Below are 20,630 nucleotides of genomic sequence, written 5' to 3' on the forward strand. Positions count from 1 at the left end.
GCTGCCTCCCTCGTAGAATCTCCAATAGAATAGGCCAACCAGTAATCTCCGGTTGGCCTATTCATACGACCTGAGCCAGTACAGCCGTTTACGCAGGTAGCGTCTGTGTTTTTAATTGCACGTATAACTGATGCGTCACCTGCTGCGGTTCAATACCCAACTCATCTTCCAGTATATTGGCGAAGCTTTCATAATGCTTTTGCGCAGCGGTATAATCGCCCAGTTGGGCATAGGCGGTCAGCAGCAGACTGCAGATATCGTCTGAGTACGGCTCCCGCTGCTGTAGGCTGAGCAAGCGCTGAACAGACTGCCGGGTACGACCTGAGCGAAGCTCTTCTCTCGCCAGCTCAGAAGCACATGCCAGATACATACTGCGCAGCTTCTCCCTTTTTGCATACGCCCACGGGTAATCGTGCTCCTCCAGGTAGTTGCCACGGTATAGAGCCAACAGGCTATCAATACGCGGCGTACCGCCGCTACCGGATGCAGCCCATTCGGATATTCCCCGCTCGAAGAGCTCCACATCTGTAATCCAGCCATTGCGGTTCAAGCGGTAGCGATCCAGATTGTATTCCAGCTTCGTATCTTGCATCCGTTCTTTCAACGCCTTGCGAATTTGATAAATGGACGTGTGCAGGTGAACAACAGCCTTGTCCAAATGATATTCAGGCCACAGCGCATCCAGCAATTGTTCTTTGCTCACCCATTCCCCTTCATGGTGTAGTAAAAAGGAAAATAGCTCCTGTGACTTTAATGTGCGCCATTTGAGTGGTTTCGCTCCTACTGCTTCCTGTCCAACCTCCAAAATTTCAAGTTTTTGAAAACAACGTACCTTGGGGGATTGCTCTCCCGCAATTCCCTTGCTGGAAGAACGGGAATCAGCCAGCGTGGCTGCAATCCGATCTATCGTTTTGGATAGCCGCCGGGCATGAACAGGCTTTAACAAGTAATCCAGTGCTTGCAGCTCGAACGCTTCAATAGCATATTCCGAGTACGCGGTCACAAAGACGATATGAATATGGGAATCCAGCTGTTGAATCCACTCGGCGGCCTCCAGACCGTTCATCTCTGGCATTCCGATATCTATAAAAACAATATCCGCACGTTCTGACGCCAGATGATCCAGCCCCGCTTGTGCAGACGTATATTTCCCCATTACCGTTAACCGTCCGTCCGCCTCCAGCAACCGTTCCAAGTAGGTTAATGCCGACCTCTCATCATCAATCAAAATCGCCTTCATTTGTGTCCGTGCTCCCTTCCTGCTGCAACCATCCATCATGATGCTCTATCTACATGCTATCTGCTTTATCCTTACGAATTTTAATCTCTTATATTTTATATATCGTATCGTCGCGGGCGTGACATTAGCTTTTCCGACGAATGTACTGTACTTTTTTTATTCATCGGTATTCCGGGGCGAAATCGTTTCCGGCACACGGAAGCTTACCGTCGTCCCTTGCATAGGATTACTTTCAATCCGCAGTCCTTCTCCATACATATGGATAAGACGGCGATGGATATTACGCAGTCCCACGCTGGAAGATATATGATCATCCGACAGCAGTTGTTCCAGTCGCTCCGGTGGAATCCCTACGCCGTCATCGGTCACGCTGACCACAAAATCGGTTCCATCCTCCTGCACAACCACTCGCACGGTTCCACCTGTTGCCCGTTGCATCACACCATGCCGTATCGCATTTTCCACGATGGGTTGAATACTTAACGGCGGGATGAGCGACCGGATGTTCCTCCCTACCTCTACGGTTACCTGCAAACGTTCTTCAAATCGTGCTTTTTCCAGTGCCACATACGATTCTACCAATTCCAGCTCCTTGGATAACGGTACCGTATTCTCTCTGTTCTGAAAATCAAAGCTCCCCCGCAAATACTGGCTTAGCTCCATGAGCAGCTCCGCTGCTTTGTCCGGGTCTACGGCTACGGTCGAAACAATGACATTCAAGGCATTGTACAGAAAATGCGGCTTGATTTGTGCCTGTAAAAAGGCCATTTCAGAACGCACCGCTTCCTCCGCTGAATGGCGCATGTTCAGCAGCGTGCGCACACGTGCCTTTAATTCCTCAGCATCAACAGGCTTACGTAGAAAATCATTCGCTCCGGCCATAAAACCTGCGCGGATATCGCCGGGCAGATCGCGTGCCGTCAGGAGCAACACCGGTAGCTCGGACAGGGAATACCGTTCCCTTATCCGTCGGCACAGCTCAATACCGGACATTTCCGGCATCATCCAGTCCGTAATGACCAGGTCAAATCGGGTACGGCCATTCAGCATGTGAAGTGCCTCCTCGGCATGATCCACAGCCACCACGCTACAACCTGTGGCATATAATAGTTCCTCCAGCACCCGAAGGTTAACCTCGTCGTCATCTACAGCCAGCACTTTGTAAGGGACAGTCTGGACTCGCTCCAGTGCATCCTCTTCATGCGGAATCACATTCTGACCCGACGTCACGCCAGGCTGCAATATAACCGCAGGCGAAACATCTTTTTGAGCTTCATGTCCCAACGTTCCGGTCTGCGCCAAGGGCAGTGTAAAATAAAAGGTCGAACCCTTACCTAATCTAGATTCTACCCGGATATGACCCCCATGCAGTTCCACCAGACGACGGACTATGCCTAATCCAAGCCCTGTCCCACTGTATCCTTCATCCTCAGCATTCGCCCCTCGGTTAAAAGGTTCAAATATATGCGAAAGATGCTCCTGGGCAATACCGGAGCCGGTATCCTTTATACTGATTTCCATTTCACGGGTCCCCGCTTTGGCAGAGATTACGATTTTGCCTTCCTCCGTAAATTTCACCGCATTACCCAATAAATTGTATAAAATCTGAATCAGCCGATCCTCATCCGCATCTACTTTGGGCAACGAACTGGGCCATTCTTTGACGAATTGAAGCTTTTTCTTACCCACCGTATGCCCCAATACCTCCAGCACGGAATTCACAGCTGCCTGTACATTGACAGGCCGACGATTTAAGGCTAATCTGCCATTTTTCAAATTAGAAAAATCCAGAATATCGTTAATTAAATAAGAAAGTCTGCGTCCTACATTCGCAATCAAGGCCAAATTGTGCTTTTGCGGCTCATTGAATTGTGTCCCGTAGCGGTCTAGCATGGATTGAGCGATATTAATAATTCCATGCAGAGGAGTGCGCAGTTCATGTGACGTGTTCGCCAGAAATTCGTTTTTCAACCCATCCAGTGTGAGCAATCGTCGTGACAGGTTCTCAACCTCCATAAACGAATGTACAAAACGTTTGGCCAGCAGCAGCGTTTGAGCCAATACGAATATGAGCATTTCATAGGCTGTCACCCCACGTACATCTCCCCAGCCCAGAATATACACAAAACTAGTCACTACAATCATAAGAATGCTCATAATACTAATGACTAGCAGTGCAGCGTCATCCGTCTGTTGAAGAAGCCCACGAATCAAGATTAGTAACACGTATCCCACACTGACTACACCAAAAAGAAGAATAAACAATTCAAAGGATGAGAGTACCAATGTAGGCAAAAATAGCCCCATACCCAGCATCAGTGCGGTTGTAATATGATAGAAGCGCAGCACGATCCGATTCATAACAATCTGCGTCGAAAGATGAACATAGCGGATCAGAAAATAGTAGAACAGCGTTGACGAGAACGACTGTATTTTCAGTACCCATTCATAAGGTAAATCCGGTATTCCCCAAACCAGCAGCTTTTCTCCATGTGTCAGAATATAAAATAAAGCCGCGATGCAGAAGCATCCTAAGTAAAGTAATGCCTTCTCCTTTTTACGCAAAAGGTATAGCATGATAAAAAATACGGTAGGAATAAAAAATCCTGCGATCAGTACGGTGTCCTCTGCCATTGCAACTTCCCGGCTATGCGTAATACTCTCGTAATCCCCAAATAACAGTGGATAAATAATCCCACCAGAGGAATAGCTATAATTAGCCACATGCACGGTAATATCAGCCGAATGTCCATCTACCGATGCAAACCCAACATAGGGAACATTGCCCTGCTTACCCTTGTCGGCAGAAACAGAGGGAATACCACTCGCTCCGACGTTTTCTCCGTCAATCCATACTTGGCTGGCACTGCGAATGTTTTGCATATAGATGCCGTACAGATTTTCCGCTTTTTCAGGCAACAGCACACGGATATGATAGGTTCCATATCCGGTCGCCTGTCCCTTAGGCATCCACTGATTCCATCTACCTGGCACATCCACAATCTTGGCAGAAGATCTCGTTTCCATCCCCAACTCTGAAGAACTCTGATGACTTTCCCAATCCTTATCTTGTTGCATTTCATGAAAGGATAAAGGTTGCACAAGCTGATTAGGGTAAAATTCCCACTCCCCTCCCAGCTGTACAGGGCCTTCCTTATGAGGGTCCCAATTACGCAAATCAATAATACCGTTATGAGCTTTCCAATGACTGTTTCCGGATAAAACACCCGACACTAACGGATACACTGGTAACGCAACAGCAAGCAGAAGTATAATAAAAAATAAAACACCCTGTTTTTTCATAAATCCTCCGCTCTTTTCAATAACGTCTATCTTTTGTATCGGTTATTCTATTCAGCTACATTAGAAGCGTTGTCCATACAAAAAAGGACGCCCGCCGCAGATAAAATCTGTGCGGAATCGTCCCCTTCAATACGTACTTGTAGTTTCTAGCCTCTCCTATTAAGGAATCATAACGCCATCAATACTACCGCCAGGAATCGAGCTTGAATCGTCTCCACTGTTATCGCTCGGCGGTGTTGCTCCACTGCTGCTGTCGCCGCTTCCTGTTCCGTTGCTATCGCTCGGCGGTGTTGCTCCGCTGCTACTGTCGCCGCTTCCTGTTCCGTTGCTATCGCTCGGCGGTGTTGCTCCGCTGCTACTGTCGCCGCTTCCTGTTCCGTTGCTATCGCTCGGCGGTGTTGCTCCACTGCTGCTGTCGCTGCTTCCTGTTCCGTCGCTATCGCTCGGCGGCGTTGGTCGACCGTTACTGTCACTGCTTCCTGTTCCGCTGTTTTGTTGCTGGCTGGCTACAAAATCTTTATACTCCTGAATCGCATCTTCCAGATCCATGTAATTTTTCTTAAGTTCTGGCATAGGCAAATACTGGTCCAAACGATTGAATGCATCCACTACTCTGTGAAAGTAGACCGTCGTAGGATCTGTACCATTTACTGTAAGCAGATTGTTCGCAATGTTCTTAAGCTCATTGATATCAAGATCAGTTACGATCCATTTGAATTGGTAGTTCGCAAACGCTGTAATCAGATCCGTATTAGCTTGGTCTACCTGTACCTGTGTGCTATCCGGATTATTAAGCACAAGGTTTGCCAGATTAATCTGCCCTTGAAGTTCTTCGTTATCTTGTTCCGTATAATGACGGCCGAACGTCAAAATTTCATTATTGGCCAAATTGATATTGTGATTCAACAACGTAGTATCCACCGTTATAGGTGCAGCATACTGGCTCTGTACTTGTTGCAGCTCCTCATATACAGGAACAACGTCTTGTAATTCAAAGCTGGACAAGCCTAAGAAAGTAGAGGCATGCTCTGAAGCAGAAGACAAGGCTTGCTGAGCCTCAGCGCTTAATGCGCCTGAATTTTGCAGCAAAATTCCATTGATCGAAGTCTGCATTTCAATGACTTTGTCTCTCAATTGTAGTCTTTTCTCGTTATATTTTTCAAGATAGGTCCCTTTAGCCTGACTTAATTGATTATAAGAGATGACCAATTGCTCCTCAGGAGTAAATGGCATAATGAGTGCAAAGTTGGCTTGTCCTGTTTGTTGCTCTAAAGACAGCATTTCCGTATTCAAGTAATTACGAGCCACAGGGTTAGACAGCAGTTTTAGTTGAATATCTTGAACCAGCTGCTGCAGTTTTTCCCGAGTTGTAGCAGGCAATGGCACAGTGAACTCCGTAAGCCTTTGACTCAGCTCCATGTTCAAGTTCAATACGTCCTGCTGGGTCATAGCAGTGTGCATCTTCTCTGTATATTCCTGAATCAAGTTATCTAGTTCAGCATTTTGAGAACCATTCTGATCGTAGATAACCTGCGCTTCTTGTAAAGTATTCTTAAGCACCGAGAAGTCCGCTGCTTGCAGTGCCAAGAATGATTCTGTAGCAAGATCTATTTTTTGTGTCCATTCTTCCAACTGCTCAGTTGTAGCCAATGGATTCACATATACATTTGATCCTTCTCTTACTAAGGACTTGTAACGCGCTTTATCTGTTTTCAAATTATCCACACGATCCGTTACATCGACAAAATGCAGATAGGCATCTCTGAGTTTTACTGATGCTTTGTATACCTTTATTACTCGACGCAAGCTTTCTGCTTCCCGATCCACAATATTTTGAGGCGCATTTCCTTCCAACACATTGTTGCCAAATTGAATCGCTTGACTTAGTGAGTCGTCCCAAAGAGGTGGAAATTCATCACCAACCATTCGGTTTTGTTCAAGGGTAGTCGAAGCTAACTGAACCAGTCTAGTTAATTCCTGTGTTCCAATCACCGGCTCTGTGGCTGAGGTTGTGTACACAGAAACATCCTGTTTCAATGTGCTGAGCGCTTGATCTACTTCTGCCTGTGTAGCTGCCGTATTGTTCAGTACCAGCATAGCCTGATTGATTGCTATGGACAGGTTTTCCTTCGCTGCGACCGTGTAAAGCGCCTGATCCAGTCCCCCCTCACCTGCACGCTCCAACAGTTCTTTGGCTGCATGGACTTCCGTCTCCAACTGACTGCGGTCTATACTGACGATATCACTGTCACGTTTTTTCTTATCTTTGCTATCTGTGTCCGTGACAACCGATCCAACAGAGGATGAGTTCTTCGTACCATTTACGAGACTAACTGCTTCCTTCATCGCATTATAGTTAACAATAACATCCTGCGGCTGTTTTTGTTCCGGCAGATTGAGCTGGTTGATTGCAGCCCCCTTGGCCAGTGTGATAAAAGGAACACCCACATATTGTGATGCATCCAGCAAACCAATACTTCCGCTCACCAACAGCTTGCCTAGTCCCTGTTGCAATGAAACACGACTAATCGCTGCATCCCCCTCGGTCCCGATCGATGCATCATTTTTCAGCGTAAGGTTGTCAATCTTTGTCGTCCCGGTTGCAGTCAGTTTGGCATCCTTGGAGCCCAGTTCTACACCGGACCATGTCGTATTTTCCAAAATGGCCGATACAGGCTGGGTCCCTGAGCCTTTGATTTCTAATACGTTTGTGGAGGACATGTTTTTCAAGGTTACCGAACCATTGACGATCAGGCGTCCATCAAAAGACACACCCTTACCGTCAAATACACCACCGTCTGCGTTAATTTCCAGCTTATTTACACCTGTGAGTGTACGCAAATTACGGTTAAGATCGATTTTTGCCCCTTTTAATACAGCTTTGTTATTTTCACCAAACAAGCCTTGCAAAGATCCTTCCAACTGGTACGGGATATTTCCGATTCGAACGGTATTGCCCTCTGATTTCACTTCTCCTACCGGATGATCCAGCAGGCTGACGAATACTTCTGCACCACTCTCCCGGTTCAATGGATTTTTCAAATCCGTTGCAGAAGCATCCTCTGATAACAGACCGTAAGAGCGGGCAACCTGAACTGCATTTTGCTGTGCATCCGCAGTACTTGTATCCTGCAAGTGCATTGCACGTACGAGCGAAACAATCAGTTCTTCCTTGGTAATGGCATCCCCCGGACGGAAGAGTTCTCCGTTACCTGTCATATACCCGGCTGCACGTACGGCCTCAATATAGGGAGCGCCCCATGCATCGGACGATACATCCATAAAAGAAGTCTGCGGCTGATTGTTAACTTCCAACTGGAACAGACCGCACAAAATTTTGGCCGCTTCAGCGCGGGTCAAATTCTTTTGTGCCATAAAATCGCCCTGATTCCCACCTGTCATCAAACCCAAAGTACGAGCTTGTGCTACAAATCCAGTTTCACTTTGTGTATCTGCTGTCGCTGCATAAGCAGTCTGAGCGCCCCCCAGCCAAGGCAAAGATACGATGGAGCCTGAAGCAATCCCCAATACCATCGCAGATGCAATCCATTTATTTCGATTTATAAGTTTCAACATTTCCACTCCTAGACGCTATTTATTGGCATATATCCTGTTTTATCAAAGTCTTTAGTCATGTTTAGTTCTACGGATTATGCAACCAAGGAACTATGCTAAGAGAATTATACGAAACCCCACTGAACCGATTCTGAACAATTAGTCCTATATGAAGGCATCACGCAACAAAATCGCTTGACTTGGAGTGAACTCCAAATGTAATAATATCCGGTGTAAGTAGCTGGAGTAGAACATTTGAAGAAAACAATATCTAGGAAAGAGAGGTATAATCAAATGGACTATATGAAACTTGGAAATACCGGCTTGGATGTATCCCGGCTTTGTCTTGGGTGTATGGGCTTTGGGGTTGCAGAACGATGGATTCATCCATGGATATTAGATGAAGAGCGCAGTCGTCCCATTATAAAAAAGGCCCTGGAGCTAGGCATCAATTTTTTTGATACCGCGAATGTATATTCAGACGGAACTAGCGAAGAAATCGTCGGACGGGCTTTAAAAGATTTTGCGAATCGAGATGAAATTGTCCTTGCAACGAAGGTTCATTTCCGTATGCATCAAGGCCCCAATGGTGCGGGACTTTCTCGAAAGGCTATTATGAGTGAAATCGATAAGAGCCTTAAGCGACTGGGGACAGATTATGTGGATCTGTACCAAATTCATCGCTGGGATTACACTACCCCTATTGAAGAGACGATGGAAGCATTACATGATGTGGTGAAGGCTGGGAAGGCAAGATATATCGGAGCTTCTGCCATGTACGCATGGCAGTTTCTAAAGGCTTTGCATATAGCTGAGAAGAATGGATGGACCCGGTTTGTATCGATGCAAAATCATTTAAACCTCTTATATCGTGAAGAGGAGAGAGAGATGCTGCCGCTTTGTAAGGAAGAAAAAATCGGTGTGATTCCATACAGCCCACTTGCAGGTGGAAGATTGACGCGTGATGCGCAGGAAACAACACATCGTTCCGAAACCGATCAAGTGGCAAAATCTAAATACGATGCGACTGCAGATACCGATCGATTGATCGTGGAGCAGGTTGCGGCCATCGCAGAAAAACGCGGAGTTCCCCGCGTTCAAATCGCACTTGCCTGGTTGCTACAGAAAGAACCGGTAACAGCTCCGATTATCGGTGCTACGAAAACGTCTCATCTTGAAGATGCAGTAGCTGCTCTTTCGATTACGTTAACACCTGAAGAAATCGCATTGCTGGAAGAGCCTTATGTTCCTCATCCGGTAGTTGGCGCCCAGTAAATATGGATGAAATGACAGTTTCGAAATAAGAAACGACAAGAACGCCCTATCCATTTACATAGGGCGTTTCTTGATCAGAAATCAGGAGGTGAAGTCTGCATGTTGATCGCAGAAGTAAGCAAAAAATTCGAACTATCTCAGGATACACTCCGCTATTATGAACGCATCGGACTTATTCCGCGTGTGAACCGTAATAAAAGTGGCATCAGAGATTACACGGAAGAAGATTGCAGATGGGTTGAATATATTAAATGTATGCGAGAAAAGAACTCCTAATAGAGCAGCGCAAGCAGCTCATTGCAAAAATGAAAGATATGAACAACGTATTGGAACGCATGGATTATAAAATTACAAGCTATGAACAGACAATAGGTGAAAAAAAACATCTAATTTAACCCCTGCGTGCTTTACGGGACAATAGGTTCCCCAAGGACTGAACACCTTGTACAAACAAGACTAGAATGATGACGGTAATCAGCATAACCAGCGTATCAAAACGTTGATAGCCATATGCGATCGCCAGATCGCCAATTCCGCCTCCGCCGACCGCACCAGCCATAGCAGTAGCACCAATCAGACCAATGGCTGCTGTCGTTAACGACAAAATCAGAGAACTGAATGCCTCAGGAAGCAAAAAGTATCGAATGACCTGGAACGGGGTCGCCCCCATCGCATCTGCTGCCTCCAATATCCCCGGATTCACCTCCAACAGCGAGTTTTCGACCAGCCTTCCGATATATGGCGCAATATATATAATCAAGGGGACAATTGCCGCGCTGGTCCCAATGGATGTATGCACAATCAGACGGGTTAACGGAATGATCGCAATCAGTAAGATAATAAACGGTAAGGAACGAACAATGTTAATGATCGGATTCAAAATATTGTGCAGCCATTTGTTCTCCAGAATTCCGCCCGGGCGTGTGATGACGAGTAAAATACCGATAGGGATACCGATCAGGGCGCCAATGAATAAGGATATGCTGACCATGAGCACGGATTCATACAAAGCTTCCCACAGTTGATCCCAGGTTATCGTGGTTCCTGTAATCATCATAGACTCTCTACCTCCTGAATATGGACTCCTTTGCTCTTGATAAAATCAACAGCCTGCTGAATGGAATGCTGTCCACCACGCAGTTGGATTGTCATATAGCCAATCGTCGTTTCTTGAATCTCCGTCATGTTGGCAAACAAAATGTTCACATGGATATCATGCTGCCGAATTAATTCATGAACTACCGGATCAGAAGCAACCTGTCCTATAAATTCCAGCTTGTAAATCCGCTGTGATTCTTGCTGTTCGAACGTTTGTAGCACACTCTCGGGTACTGCATCGTGAATGACCGTGCGTACAAAGCTCTGCGTCGTCGGGTGCTGCGGCTGTCCGAATACCTCCAGGACATTGCCCTGCTCGATGATTTCCCCTTTTTCCATTACGGCAACCTTGTTGCAAATTCGCTGAATCACCGACATCTCATGGGTAATGATCAATATGGTGATCTTGTATTCCTTGTTGATTTTGCGAAGCAAGTCGAGAATAGACTGTGTGGTCTGCGGATCAAGTGCCGAGGTCGCCTCATCACAGAGCAAAATGGATGGGTTGCTCGCAAGCGCCCGTGCAATCCCGACACGTTGCTTTTGTCCGCCGGAAAGCTCGTTGGGATAGCTGTCCGCCTTGTCCGACAATCCTATGAACGCCAAAAGCTCTTTCACACGCCCCTCTATTTCGCGTTTGTTGCGCTTAAGCAGCACCAACGGAATTGCAATGTTGTCGAACACCGTTTTTGATTCCAGCAGATTAAAATGCTGAAAAATCATTCCAATCTTCTTCCTTACCTTCCGCAGTCCAGAGGTAGAATAGGTATTTAACTGCTCCCCTTCAACAAGAACCTCTCCGCTGGTTACTTTCTCAAGACGATTGACCAAACGGATTAGCGTACTTTTCCCTGCGCCACTGAATCCGATAAATCCGAAGATGTCCCCTTTATCCACTTTGATATTTATATTTTTTAACGCTTCAATACTTAGGCCTTTTCTCACGTAGGTTTTAGATACATTCCTAAGTTCAATCATGAGTCCTAACTCCTTCCGTTCTTACAAGTATGTAAGATATTCTGAGCTGATGCTTTTCTTCGGCATAAACGATCGAATTAAATCCGAGTATTCTAGTGAGTTTTATAAAGTATACTACTTCGATTTAATATTCATGTCAATATGAGTTTTACATTCGGTCAAAGCATGTCCTTGCATAAATCAGTACGATATTGCAGATGGTATGAAATATGTCGAAGCATACACACCTTACCCGAACGGGACGAAAGCGGAGGAACATAGATGAAGCGAATATTTACCTTGTGGCTATGCATTGCAGTAACGGGTATGTTGGCAGTTACGGCGGAACCCGCATGGGCTACTCAGACTGTTGACGGACAGCCTTATCATTTTGGGTTTAAAAAAAGTAAAGGAGGGGAGCTGCCTTCCATCGCACAAGAAGGCTTTATGCACCTGATCGAAAGACAAGGTGGCATCTTTCTGGGGGATACGACTAAAAAAGAATTATTTCTCACTTTCGACAACGGCTATGAGAATGGGTATACTCCGAAAGTGCTGGATGTATTGAAGGCCAAAAAGGTTCCGGCCGCCTTCTTTGTGACGGGGCATTTTGTAAAAGACCAGCCAGCTTTGATGCGACGCATGGCGAGTGAGGGCCATATTATCGGCAACCATTCATGGAGCCATCCTGATATGAGCACCATTTCTTCGGCAGAGATCCGGTCTGAGCTGGATCGGGTACGAAATGCATCGGCAGAGCTAACCGGGCAAAAAGAAATGAAATATGTCCGGCCGCCTCGCGGTATTTTTAGTGAAAAAGCATTGGCTTCCTGTCGAGAAGCCGGATATACGAGCGTATTCTGGTCTGTGGCTTACAAGGACTGGGACACAAAAATTCAGCAAGGAACGGACTATGCCTATCGTCAAGTCATGAAGCAGCTCCACCCTGGAGCGGTCATTTTGCTCCATTCCGTATCCAAGGATAATGCCGAGGCGCTTGCTTCTATCATCGACGAGGCTCGCAAGCAAGGGTATGAGTTTAAAAGTCTAGACGACCTTAAGGTGAAACATTATCACTAAAAAGTAACTACATTTAATGAGACCATATCATAATGAGCCCGATCCACACCTGCCCATGGTAGCCAGTGTGGATTGGGCTTTTTAGTTTACTCCAAGGAAGGGAAGGCTCTATGGGCCTTCCCTTCTTTTACCATTCTAAAGATAGCAAAGCCTAATGCATGGTTAGCTTATACACTCTGGCTTCATAAGGCCGCAGCTTCAAGGCATGCAGTTGTTCCCCTTGTACCGGTTCGTAGTTGGAGAGAAGTAGTTCCGCCTTGGCGGCAGGAAGCTCCTCACCTTCGGGCCAGTGGAACACCGGATCACGGTCAAAGAAATTCAAAATGACCAGCAAACGCTCTTTTCCCAACATACGAGTGAATACATACAGCTCTGTATCCAGTGGCAACAGAAGCTTGTATTCGCCATAGACTATGACCTCATGTTGTTTGCGCAGAGCAATCAACTTACGATAATAGTGGAAAATCGAGCCTGGATTATTTCTTTCAGCCTCTGCATTAATGTGTGTGTAGTTATCGTTAATCTTCATCCACGGCTCTCCATCGGTAAATCCGGCCGCAGGACCAGCATCCCACTGCATCGGAGTGCGTGCATTATCCCGGCTTTTTCGCCAGATTGCCGCCATAATCTGCTCCTCCGGCTCACCAATCTTTCGTTGCTGCTCATAATAGTTTAACGTTTCCACATCCCGATAATCATCAATCGACGGGAATGCAATATTCGTCATCCCAATTTCCTCACCCTGATAAATATAAGGCGTACCCTCAAGCATATGTGTGAAGGTTGCCAGCATTTTGGCGGATTCCACACGATATTGTCCATCATTCGCAAATCTGGAGAGAGCCCGAGGTTGATCATGATTGTTGAGATAATTGGCATTCCATCCTTCCTGATGAAGCACTGTCTGCCAACTGCTCATTATTTTTTTCAGCTCCACCAGCGTCCATGGCTTGGATTTCCATTTTTCCGTCCCTAGACCTTGTGCATCAATAAACATGTGTTCAAACTGGAAGACCATATTCAATTCATGCCGCTGGTCTCCCACATAATCAAGCGCCTGTTCCGGTCCTAAGCCAGACGTTTCGCCAACTGTCATTAAGGGATAACATTCCAGCACCTTTTCATTCAGCATCCGTAGAAGCACATGTACCTGTTCCAGATTGGAAAAGAGCTGATAAGCCCGTACCAAGGTTCGTTTGTCGGGATTATCGGCATCCGGCAGCCCTTCGGCTTTGACAATATGGGCAATAGCGTCAAAACGGAAGCCATCGACTCCCTTTTTCAGCCACCATTCCACCATGCGGTAGAGCTCGCCCACCATCTCTTCATTTTCCCAGTTCAGATCCGGCTGATGCTCGGAATATAGATGCATGTAATATTCGTCTGTAAGCTTGTCATATTTCCACACTGAGCCAGAAAAATACGATTCCCAGTTGTTCGGATATCCGCCATTTTTGCCTGTTCGCCATATGTAGTAGTCCCGCTTCGGATTATCCTTGGACGAGCGTGACTCCGTAAACCACGGATGCTCATCCGATGTATGGTTTAATACCAAATCCATCATGATTTTGATACCTCGTTCATGCGCCTGGTGAAGCAGTTCGTCAAAATCCTCCATTGTTCCAAACTCATCCATAATGGCATAATAATCGCTAATATCATATCCATTATCGTGATTGGGCGATTTATATACCGGACAAATCCAGATAACATCAATACCCAGTTCACACAAATAATCCAACCTGGACAAAATGCCTCGCAAGTCCCCTTTACCGTCTCCGTCAGAATCCTGAAAACTGATCGGGTAAATCTGATATACAACGGCTTCCTTCCACCATATTTTTTTAGGCATGTTTCCCTCCTGTAGCTTCTCTGTACATCCAATAGCTTATGCTCTTAACATACACGCAATACCTGGCTGCGAATCGTTGGTGATTGGGAACAAGAGTCTTGTAAGCTTGCTTCGATGCATTAGCAGAACCGCTATAATCTGCGGAGGTTTATTTTAAAAAAATATTTTGTAAAACAGGTTGTATAAATGGATCTGGCGTTACCTATATTTATGAACTGCCCATATACATGTACCCAAAGCGGTGCCACTTTTGAATAAAAGGAGGAATTTACATGAACCATCGATCCAAGGAGCCAAAGGATCTGATTGTGGAAACTGCCGTGATCCCGCCCAACATCCATGTGGATGTGGAGTCAGCCACTGAGGGCGGAACACGCCGCCTGATGCTTAGCGATAACCCGGAGACGCTTACCCATGTGACGGTACCTACCGAGCAAGCCACCCTGTGGCATGACATGGTTCGCTCGACAACCCGAACAGTCAAACATCGCATTTTCGGCTGGCATTATAACAAAATCGACAGCCCTGTTAAACTGGGCATCACTGTAGAGAACAGGAGCGCTGCTAAACTGGAAGTACGCCATATTGAACGCGCTCTTAAGATTGTGCCTGAGGACGGCAACTGGATTATTGATGTCGGGCAGTCTATTGCCAAAAGCTGTTTGGCGGGTACGATGGAACGTGTGAGGCCAGCAGACCGTCATAAATTCGGCAAAGGCACCGCTCTGCTGGAGGAATTTGAGCTGCCCGAGGGATCGCTGGCCGGATTCATCTATGACCTTACCGTAGAATTTGCTGAAGGCCACGGTACGCTGGATTATGTGATTCGCACCGTGATCAGCAAGGACACGCAGACCGATCTGCGCCAGATTCATATGGATGCGCTTCCTCCCGTACCTCCACCACAGGCGCATCCACGAGGGGTGTGGTCCTTTTCCGAAACGAATGCGCGGATGCCAGAGTACGTGGTGGGACAGAGCGCCAACTATCGGGCGTGTGCCACCAAAAAGCTGAACGGTGAGGCTCCTGCCGATCTGCTGTTTACCGGGGCACGCAGCGAGCTGGGGCCTGCGCTAGATAATCGCGGACAATTCGGAACCATATACAACGCGACCATTCCCATCGTTAACGACAGTGACGAGGTACGTATCGTCAGAATCTACGCGAATCCACGTGGGGGCGCGTTCGCCGGGGCTGTACGCGTGGATGATCGTGTATATGGTATCCCTTTGCTACGAGATAATACCAAGGTATGCCGATTAGCTGATATCAGCGTTCCCCCCGGCAGATCCAGCTATTCTCTCAGCTTCATGGTTGCAGGTAGCGCAACTACGCCGCTAGGTCTGTACGTCATTACACTATAGCTGTGCTCACGATGACTGGATGAGCGAACGTGGGGCCAAAATGTTACGGGATATGGTCTCCTCTATAGTAAATGGAGCTATCCCAAAGTGGTTTTAAACTTTATTGGACAGTCACGCTTCATCATTAGTATAAAAAAGCGCGAGTGCAAGGTTATTCCCCCCTGTAGCTCGCGCTTTTTGGTTCATGCTCACCCGGTTTATGTCAGAATAAATATCGCTCTATTTGAACCGCTGGACCTGCCTCGAAGGCATAATGGTCAACTCTGGAATATTGACATGCTCCGGCTGCTCTAGTGCATAAAGGGCAGCTTCTGCAACATCATCGGGATGCAGCGGCAAAACGCTCGAAGCAAACGCCCGAATTTCCTGCTCGGGATATCCGGCCACCTGCGAAAACTCCGTCGCCACCGCCCCGGGGTGAATCGCAGTTACACGAATTCCTTGCGTACTGGTCTCCAAACGCAATGCAGAGGCTATGGCGCTAACGCCGTACTTGGTAGCGCTGTATAGTCCTCCTCCGGCAACCACTTCCTTCGCTGCAATAGAGGAGACAATGACAACATCCCCCTTGGCCTGTTCCCTCATTGGCTGAAGTCCGTACTTCAGTGTCAGGACAAGACCGTGCACATTCGTCTTGTAAAGCTCCTCCCAGCGCTCCAGTTCCACCTCTGCCAGCGGACTTCGATACCCGAAGCCGGCATTGGCAACGATAATGTCAAGCCGCCCCCAGCGTTCAAGAATGGCGTGGACCGCCTGCTGTATGTCTTCAGCCTTTTGGATATCGGCAGGTATTGCCATGACCTCATACAATTCCTCTTGGTGCAAGTCGCGAACCAATTCATCCAATCGCTCCTGACGGCGCGCCAATACAGCTACATACGCGCCACGCTTTGCCAGTTTTTTTGCAATCGATGCCCCAATGCCGCTGCTTGCGCCTGTTACCAAAGCTACTTTCCCGGCCAGGCTTTCCTTCGCTTTCCAGGATAATTTCAACTCATCCAATATCATGTTAAACCCTCCCCAAGCTTATTTGGTTAAAAGCACTCGATGAACACCCTGGCTGCCTCCAGGAGCTGTACCTATATATAAATATCCGTCATGGTTTACAGCCGTGGTTACCCCATAAAGCGAGCCTTCAGGATCATGCCAGCTTCCGATGAATTTACCCTGCGGATTAAGCTCCACAGCAAGTCCATGCTTCACAGGTGCGCTTGCACCGCTGAGCAGCGATTGAGGCAATTTGGCCATCATTCCAGCCAGCCACGGGCTTCCATGCATCTGATCTACAAAGGGAATACGTGTCGTGAAGAGACCGACCCAGAAATGGCCTTGATCATCACGCGTAATGTTATCCGGAAAACCGGCGAGATTATCCGCAAAAATATCCGAAGTCCCTTTCTTCGGCCCTTTGAGCCAGTATCGGGTCAATTGGTAGTGATACGACTCTGCCACAAGTACAAAATCTTCATCCGCAGACAAGGCAACCCCGTTCGCAAAATAAAGACCTTCCAACAGAACTGTCGTCTGCTTGGTCGCCGGATTATATTTCAGCAAACGTCCATGCGGCTTGTTCTCGGCGATTTCTTTGAAGACTACACTGCCATAATTGGAGGTGTCAGAAAAATAAATGGTACCATCTTTGGCAATATCCAGCTCGTTGGCCAAATAGATCGGTGTGTCGTCGACTTGATTGGCCAACACCGTCACGTTTCCGGATGGATCTACCGACAGCAGCCCCTTCTTAACATCCGTAACGATCAGATTTCCACTTGCATCAAACATAAGTCCATTGGGCGTTCCTTTGGTATCTGCATATAGCTGGGCCTTTTGCGGATTGCCCTTTGTATCAAAGACAACCTTATAAATTTTCCCATCGGAGTCTCCCGTATATAAATTTCCTTCCTTGTCAAAGGTGATAAATTCCGGAAACTTAGGGGCATCTGTAACAAGCTCTGCGGAGCTGAGTTTGTTGTTTTGTTGCCATGGACCCGCTTGTTCAAAAGAGGGGGCCGAAGGTGCAAGCCATTTTGCAGGCTGTACAGGGGAAGGGATGAGCATAAAAATAACCACTCCCAGAAGGATTACCGACAGCAGCCATAATCCGGTTCTGCGTACCCACTTACGCGGTTTTTTATTCTTTCTTTCTTGAGAATCTTTGACAGATAAATCAGGTTTACTGGGCATTAGAGTGCCTCCTATGTGATTTGAATAATATTTCAGCATTTTGCATAATTCAATTCCCAACGCTCGAAAGTACACTATATAGACGAACTAAACCGTTTCGATCTATATATTACTGATTTGAAATCGCTCTTGGGATTTATGCAAAATGCTCATTTATATTTGAACGACGATTTTACCGAAATACTGTTTTCCTTCAGCCAAAAGTGCGAAGGCTTCGCCGATTCGGCTGAGCGGGAATACCCGGTCGATGACAGGATGTAAACGATGGCGGGAAATGGCACGATTCATGTTTTCGAAATGTTCCCGGTTACCAACCTGGCTACCGCGAATCGTTGCAGCCTTCTGCAAAATGCTAGTGACATCGAACTCAGGAATGGTCAAGCCCGATAAGAATCCGACCATGCTCACAGTCCCTCCGGTACGAAGTGCATTGATGGATTGCGCCATTGTTGCCGCTCCCCCTACATCCAGGACATGGTCGACTCCGCCGTCTGTCAGCTCCAGAGCCACCTTATCCCACTTTGGAACCTCCGAATAGTTGATTGTCTGCCATGCGCCGAGAGCCTTTGCCCGTTCCAGCTTGTCATTGCTGCTCGATGTGATAATTACCCGTGCTCCCGCCATCAGAGAGAATTGAAGCCCAAAGATGGAAACACCGCCTGTTCCTTGCAAGAGCACCGTATCTCCCGCTCGCAGCCCACCGGATTCCATCAGCATGCTCCATGCGGTTAATGCCGCAATCGGCAAAGTGGAAGCCTCCTCCCAAGATAGATGATCCGGAATGGCGACGACCCCCTCTTCATGCAGAACGATATATTCAGCCGCCACTCCACTGAGCGGGCCTCCCAGACTGTCCTTTAAGACCTCCGCTCTCGTGCTCCCGCCAATGAATTTCTGTTGTAAATTTGCCGCTACTCTTTGTCCTACCTGAAATTTTGTCACCCCTTCGCCCACAGCTACAATTTCACCCGCTCCATCGGATAACGGAATGAAGGGAAATTGAATGCCGATCGGCATGACTCCGTTAATAATTACCAAATCACGGTAATTGAGGGACGCTGCCCTTATGCGGATCAGAACTTCCAGCCGTCCCGGCACCGGTGTGTCAAGTTCCATCAAGGTTAACTCTTCAAAGCCAAAACCGTTTTTCAGTTGCACTGCTTTCATTTTGGTTGTCCTCCCTGTATTGTTAAACCTTTTACCTAATATAGATACAGTGTATCACAAATGAAACACTGTTTCCTATATAGTACACTGTATTCAATTGTCTTCAAAACGTCAATCTTTACTTTTAAAAAAAACGGTCGTAAACTGCTTCCGGGCTTTTAACGTCCCTTACCAAGTAAAATTGGAGACTGGATGGCTTTGCTTGCCAGAGCTTGTTCAGGTGGGCAAGCATGACCAAAAAACGCGAGTTGCAGGGGTGAAATAACCTCTGCACTCGCGTTTTTTACATTAATGCTTATACGATAGCCTTATTTAAGCTCCAATTTTTATAAACTACATCTACTTAAATTTGTTCCTGACTATATTACGCTGCTAAGCATAAAATTGGAGGGCGGACCGGGCTCCGGCTTGCCAAACAAATAACCCTGAGCCAGTGACACACCTGCTTCACGACAAAATTCAAAATCCTCTATCTGCTCTACTCCTTCAGCCAACACTTGGCCTCCAAAACGAAAAGCCGATTCTACAATTCCTGTGATTTGCCGTTTCTGATTACTGTTACTATGACAGCCGTCAATTATACTACGGTCAATTTTGACATAATCCGGCTGAAGGCAATTCATAAGCTCTGTCGTAGAATAGCCTGCCCCCACATCGTCCAGGGCAACTGAAACTCCTCGATTACGATATTGCTCAAAGATATGATGCAAAAAATTAAGGTCGTCTATCTCTTCCGTTTCTACGACCTCAAATACAAAATCCTTCGTACTCATGGATAACCGATCAATCGTCTCAAAGGTGTGATTCAAGCAATAAGCCGGATTATAAATGGTGGAAGGGAGAAAGTTAATAAAACGTTTAATCCCCGCCGGAAGGCATGTTGCACTTTTTTCAATAGCGGAAAAACGAGCCGAGCGATCCAGATGAGCATGCAAGCCAGCTTCACGGGCGATTTCAAACAGTCGGAAAGGCTGAAAAGGTCTTTCCGCATGTGACGGACGCAGCAAAAACTCAAACCCGATAATATCCAGCTTGTGGTCAACAATAGGCTGCATATGGCTGGAAAAACTTTGATCCTTAATAATACTCACGATATCCGGATGTTGCAGTCTGGCTTGCAATTGACTAAATAAAAGCCAGTCCTCATATCCTTCGACATGATGCAAGCCAGTCACCACAACTTGTATATGGTTCAAGTATTCCTGCGGCAGACGAGCCAGTCCGTTAACCAGCTGTTCCAACTCTGAACGGCTCTCATAGCGAAACTCTATGCCGCCCTCACGCTCATGTTGCTGCTTCATTTGTTCCGATAGCATGCCCAAACCATCTAATGCTGGAGTAAGCGACACCCTGGAATACCTAATTCTAAGCAATCCTTGATCCTTTATAGGTAATATGATGCTGCAATTGCTGCATGTCATAATGGTCCTCCTCGGAACAATTTTCCGGTTTTTTCACCATTATATCACAAATAACTAGAACAAAAGTACTATATAATTACGTTTTTTTACAAAAAAGCAGCTTTTTTTAACGATAACTTAGGACTTAAGTACAT

13 protein-coding genes and 1 pseudogene are annotated in these 20,630 nt (G+C 46.7%); 4 read left to right on the forward strand and 10 right to left on the reverse strand.

Going from position 1 to position 20,630, the window contains the following annotated elements; all coding sequences use genetic code 11:
• Positions 1–88: 88 nt before the first annotated feature.
• From ACEN8J_RS19980 to ACEN8J_RS19990, 3 genes are all read right to left on the reverse strand, one after another.
• Positions 89–1,240: a response regulator gene (locus ACEN8J_RS19980; protein WP_495593886.1), complete on the reverse strand. Its 1,152-nt coding sequence runs from the start codon at positions 1,238–1,240 to the stop codon at positions 89–91.
• 156 nt (positions 1,241–1,396) lie between these two features.
• Positions 1,397–4,543, reverse strand: a complete 3,147-nt coding sequence (locus ACEN8J_RS19985) for an ATP-binding protein (RefSeq protein ID WP_069010769.1) — start codon at positions 4,541–4,543, stop codon at positions 1,397–1,399.
• A 159-nt stretch (positions 4,544–4,702) separates the two neighbouring features.
• On the reverse strand, positions 4,703–8,119 hold the full coding sequence (locus ACEN8J_RS19990) for an S-layer homology domain-containing protein (RefSeq protein ID WP_495593887.1): 3,417 nt from the start codon (positions 8,117–8,119) through the stop codon (positions 4,703–4,705).
• A 273-nt stretch (positions 8,120–8,392) separates the two neighbouring features.
• Here ACEN8J_RS19990 and ACEN8J_RS19995 point away from each other — a divergent pair, with 273 nt between their 5' ends.
• Both ACEN8J_RS19995 and ACEN8J_RS20000 read left to right on the forward strand, forming a co-directional pair.
• Positions 8,393–9,373, forward strand: coding sequence for an aldo/keto reductase (locus ACEN8J_RS19995; RefSeq protein ID WP_165147951.1), 981 nt, complete (start codon positions 8,393–8,395; stop codon positions 9,371–9,373).
• Positions 9,374–9,472: 99 nt separating this feature from the next.
• Positions 9,473–9,768 (forward strand): annotated as a pseudogene (locus ACEN8J_RS20000) (MerR family transcriptional regulator).
• Here ACEN8J_RS20000 and ACEN8J_RS20005 read toward each other — a convergent pair.
• Positions 9,765–10,430, reverse strand: coding sequence for a methionine ABC transporter permease (locus tag ACEN8J_RS20005; RefSeq protein WP_029514704.1), 666 nt, complete (start codon positions 10,428–10,430; stop codon positions 9,765–9,767). The pseudogene ACEN8J_RS20000 and the gene ACEN8J_RS20005 overlap by 4 nt on opposite strands.
• Positions 10,427–11,449, reverse strand: coding sequence for a methionine ABC transporter ATP-binding protein (locus tag ACEN8J_RS20010; RefSeq protein ID WP_069010766.1), 1,023 nt, complete (start codon positions 11,447–11,449; stop codon positions 10,427–10,429). Before ACEN8J_RS20010 ends, ACEN8J_RS20005 begins: the two co-directional genes overlap by 4 nt.
• Positions 11,450–11,710: 261 nt before the next feature.
• Between ACEN8J_RS20010 and pdaA the strand changes: the two genes are divergently transcribed.
• The gene (pdaA, locus tag ACEN8J_RS20015) at positions 11,711–12,508 is read left to right on the forward strand and encodes a delta-lactam-biosynthetic de-N-acetylase (protein WP_069010765.1); all 798 of its coding nucleotides are present in this window, start codon (positions 11,711–11,713) and stop codon (positions 12,506–12,508) included.
• Positions 12,509–12,659: 151 nt separating this feature from the next.
• Here pdaA and ACEN8J_RS20020 read toward each other — a convergent pair whose 3' ends face one another.
• Complete coding sequence (locus ACEN8J_RS20020; RefSeq protein ID WP_029514702.1) at positions 12,660–14,360, reverse strand: glycoside hydrolase family 13 protein; 1,701 nt, start codon at positions 14,358–14,360, stop codon at positions 12,660–12,662.
• Positions 14,361–14,632: 272 nt separating this feature from the next.
• On the opposite strand from ACEN8J_RS20020, the gene ACEN8J_RS20025 reads away from it, so the two are divergent.
• Positions 14,633–15,724, forward strand: coding sequence for a hypothetical protein (locus ACEN8J_RS20025; RefSeq protein WP_029514701.1), 1,092 nt, complete (start codon positions 14,633–14,635; stop codon positions 15,722–15,724).
• Between the two features lie 219 nt (positions 15,725–15,943).
• On the opposite strand, the gene ACEN8J_RS20030 is transcribed toward ACEN8J_RS20025, so the two are convergent.
• The 4 genes from ACEN8J_RS20030 to ACEN8J_RS20045 all read right to left on the reverse strand — a co-directional run bounded on the left by ACEN8J_RS20030 (position 15,944) and on the right by ACEN8J_RS20045 (position 20,496).
• Complete coding sequence (locus ACEN8J_RS20030) at positions 15,944–16,732, reverse strand: SDR family oxidoreductase (protein WP_029514700.1); 789 nt, start codon at positions 16,730–16,732, stop codon at positions 15,944–15,946.
• An 18-nt stretch (positions 16,733–16,750) separates the two neighbouring features.
• Positions 16,751–17,908, reverse strand: a complete 1,158-nt coding sequence (locus tag ACEN8J_RS20035; RefSeq protein WP_495593888.1) for an SMP-30/gluconolactonase/LRE family protein — start codon at positions 17,906–17,908, stop codon at positions 16,751–16,753.
• Positions 17,909–18,061: 153 nt separating this feature from the next.
• Complete coding sequence (locus ACEN8J_RS20040) at positions 18,062–19,075, reverse strand: zinc-dependent alcohol dehydrogenase family protein (protein WP_340931230.1); 1,014 nt, start codon at positions 19,073–19,075, stop codon at positions 18,062–18,064.
• Positions 19,076–19,434: 359 nt separating this feature from the next.
• Positions 19,435–20,496 (reverse strand): EAL domain-containing protein, encoded by a 1,062-nt coding sequence (locus ACEN8J_RS20045; RefSeq protein ID WP_029514697.1) that lies wholly within the window; start codon positions 20,494–20,496, stop codon positions 19,435–19,437.
• Positions 20,497–20,630: the final 134 nt, after the last annotated feature.

It is taken from the genome of Paenibacillus sp. Paensp38 (genome assembly GCF_059491915.1).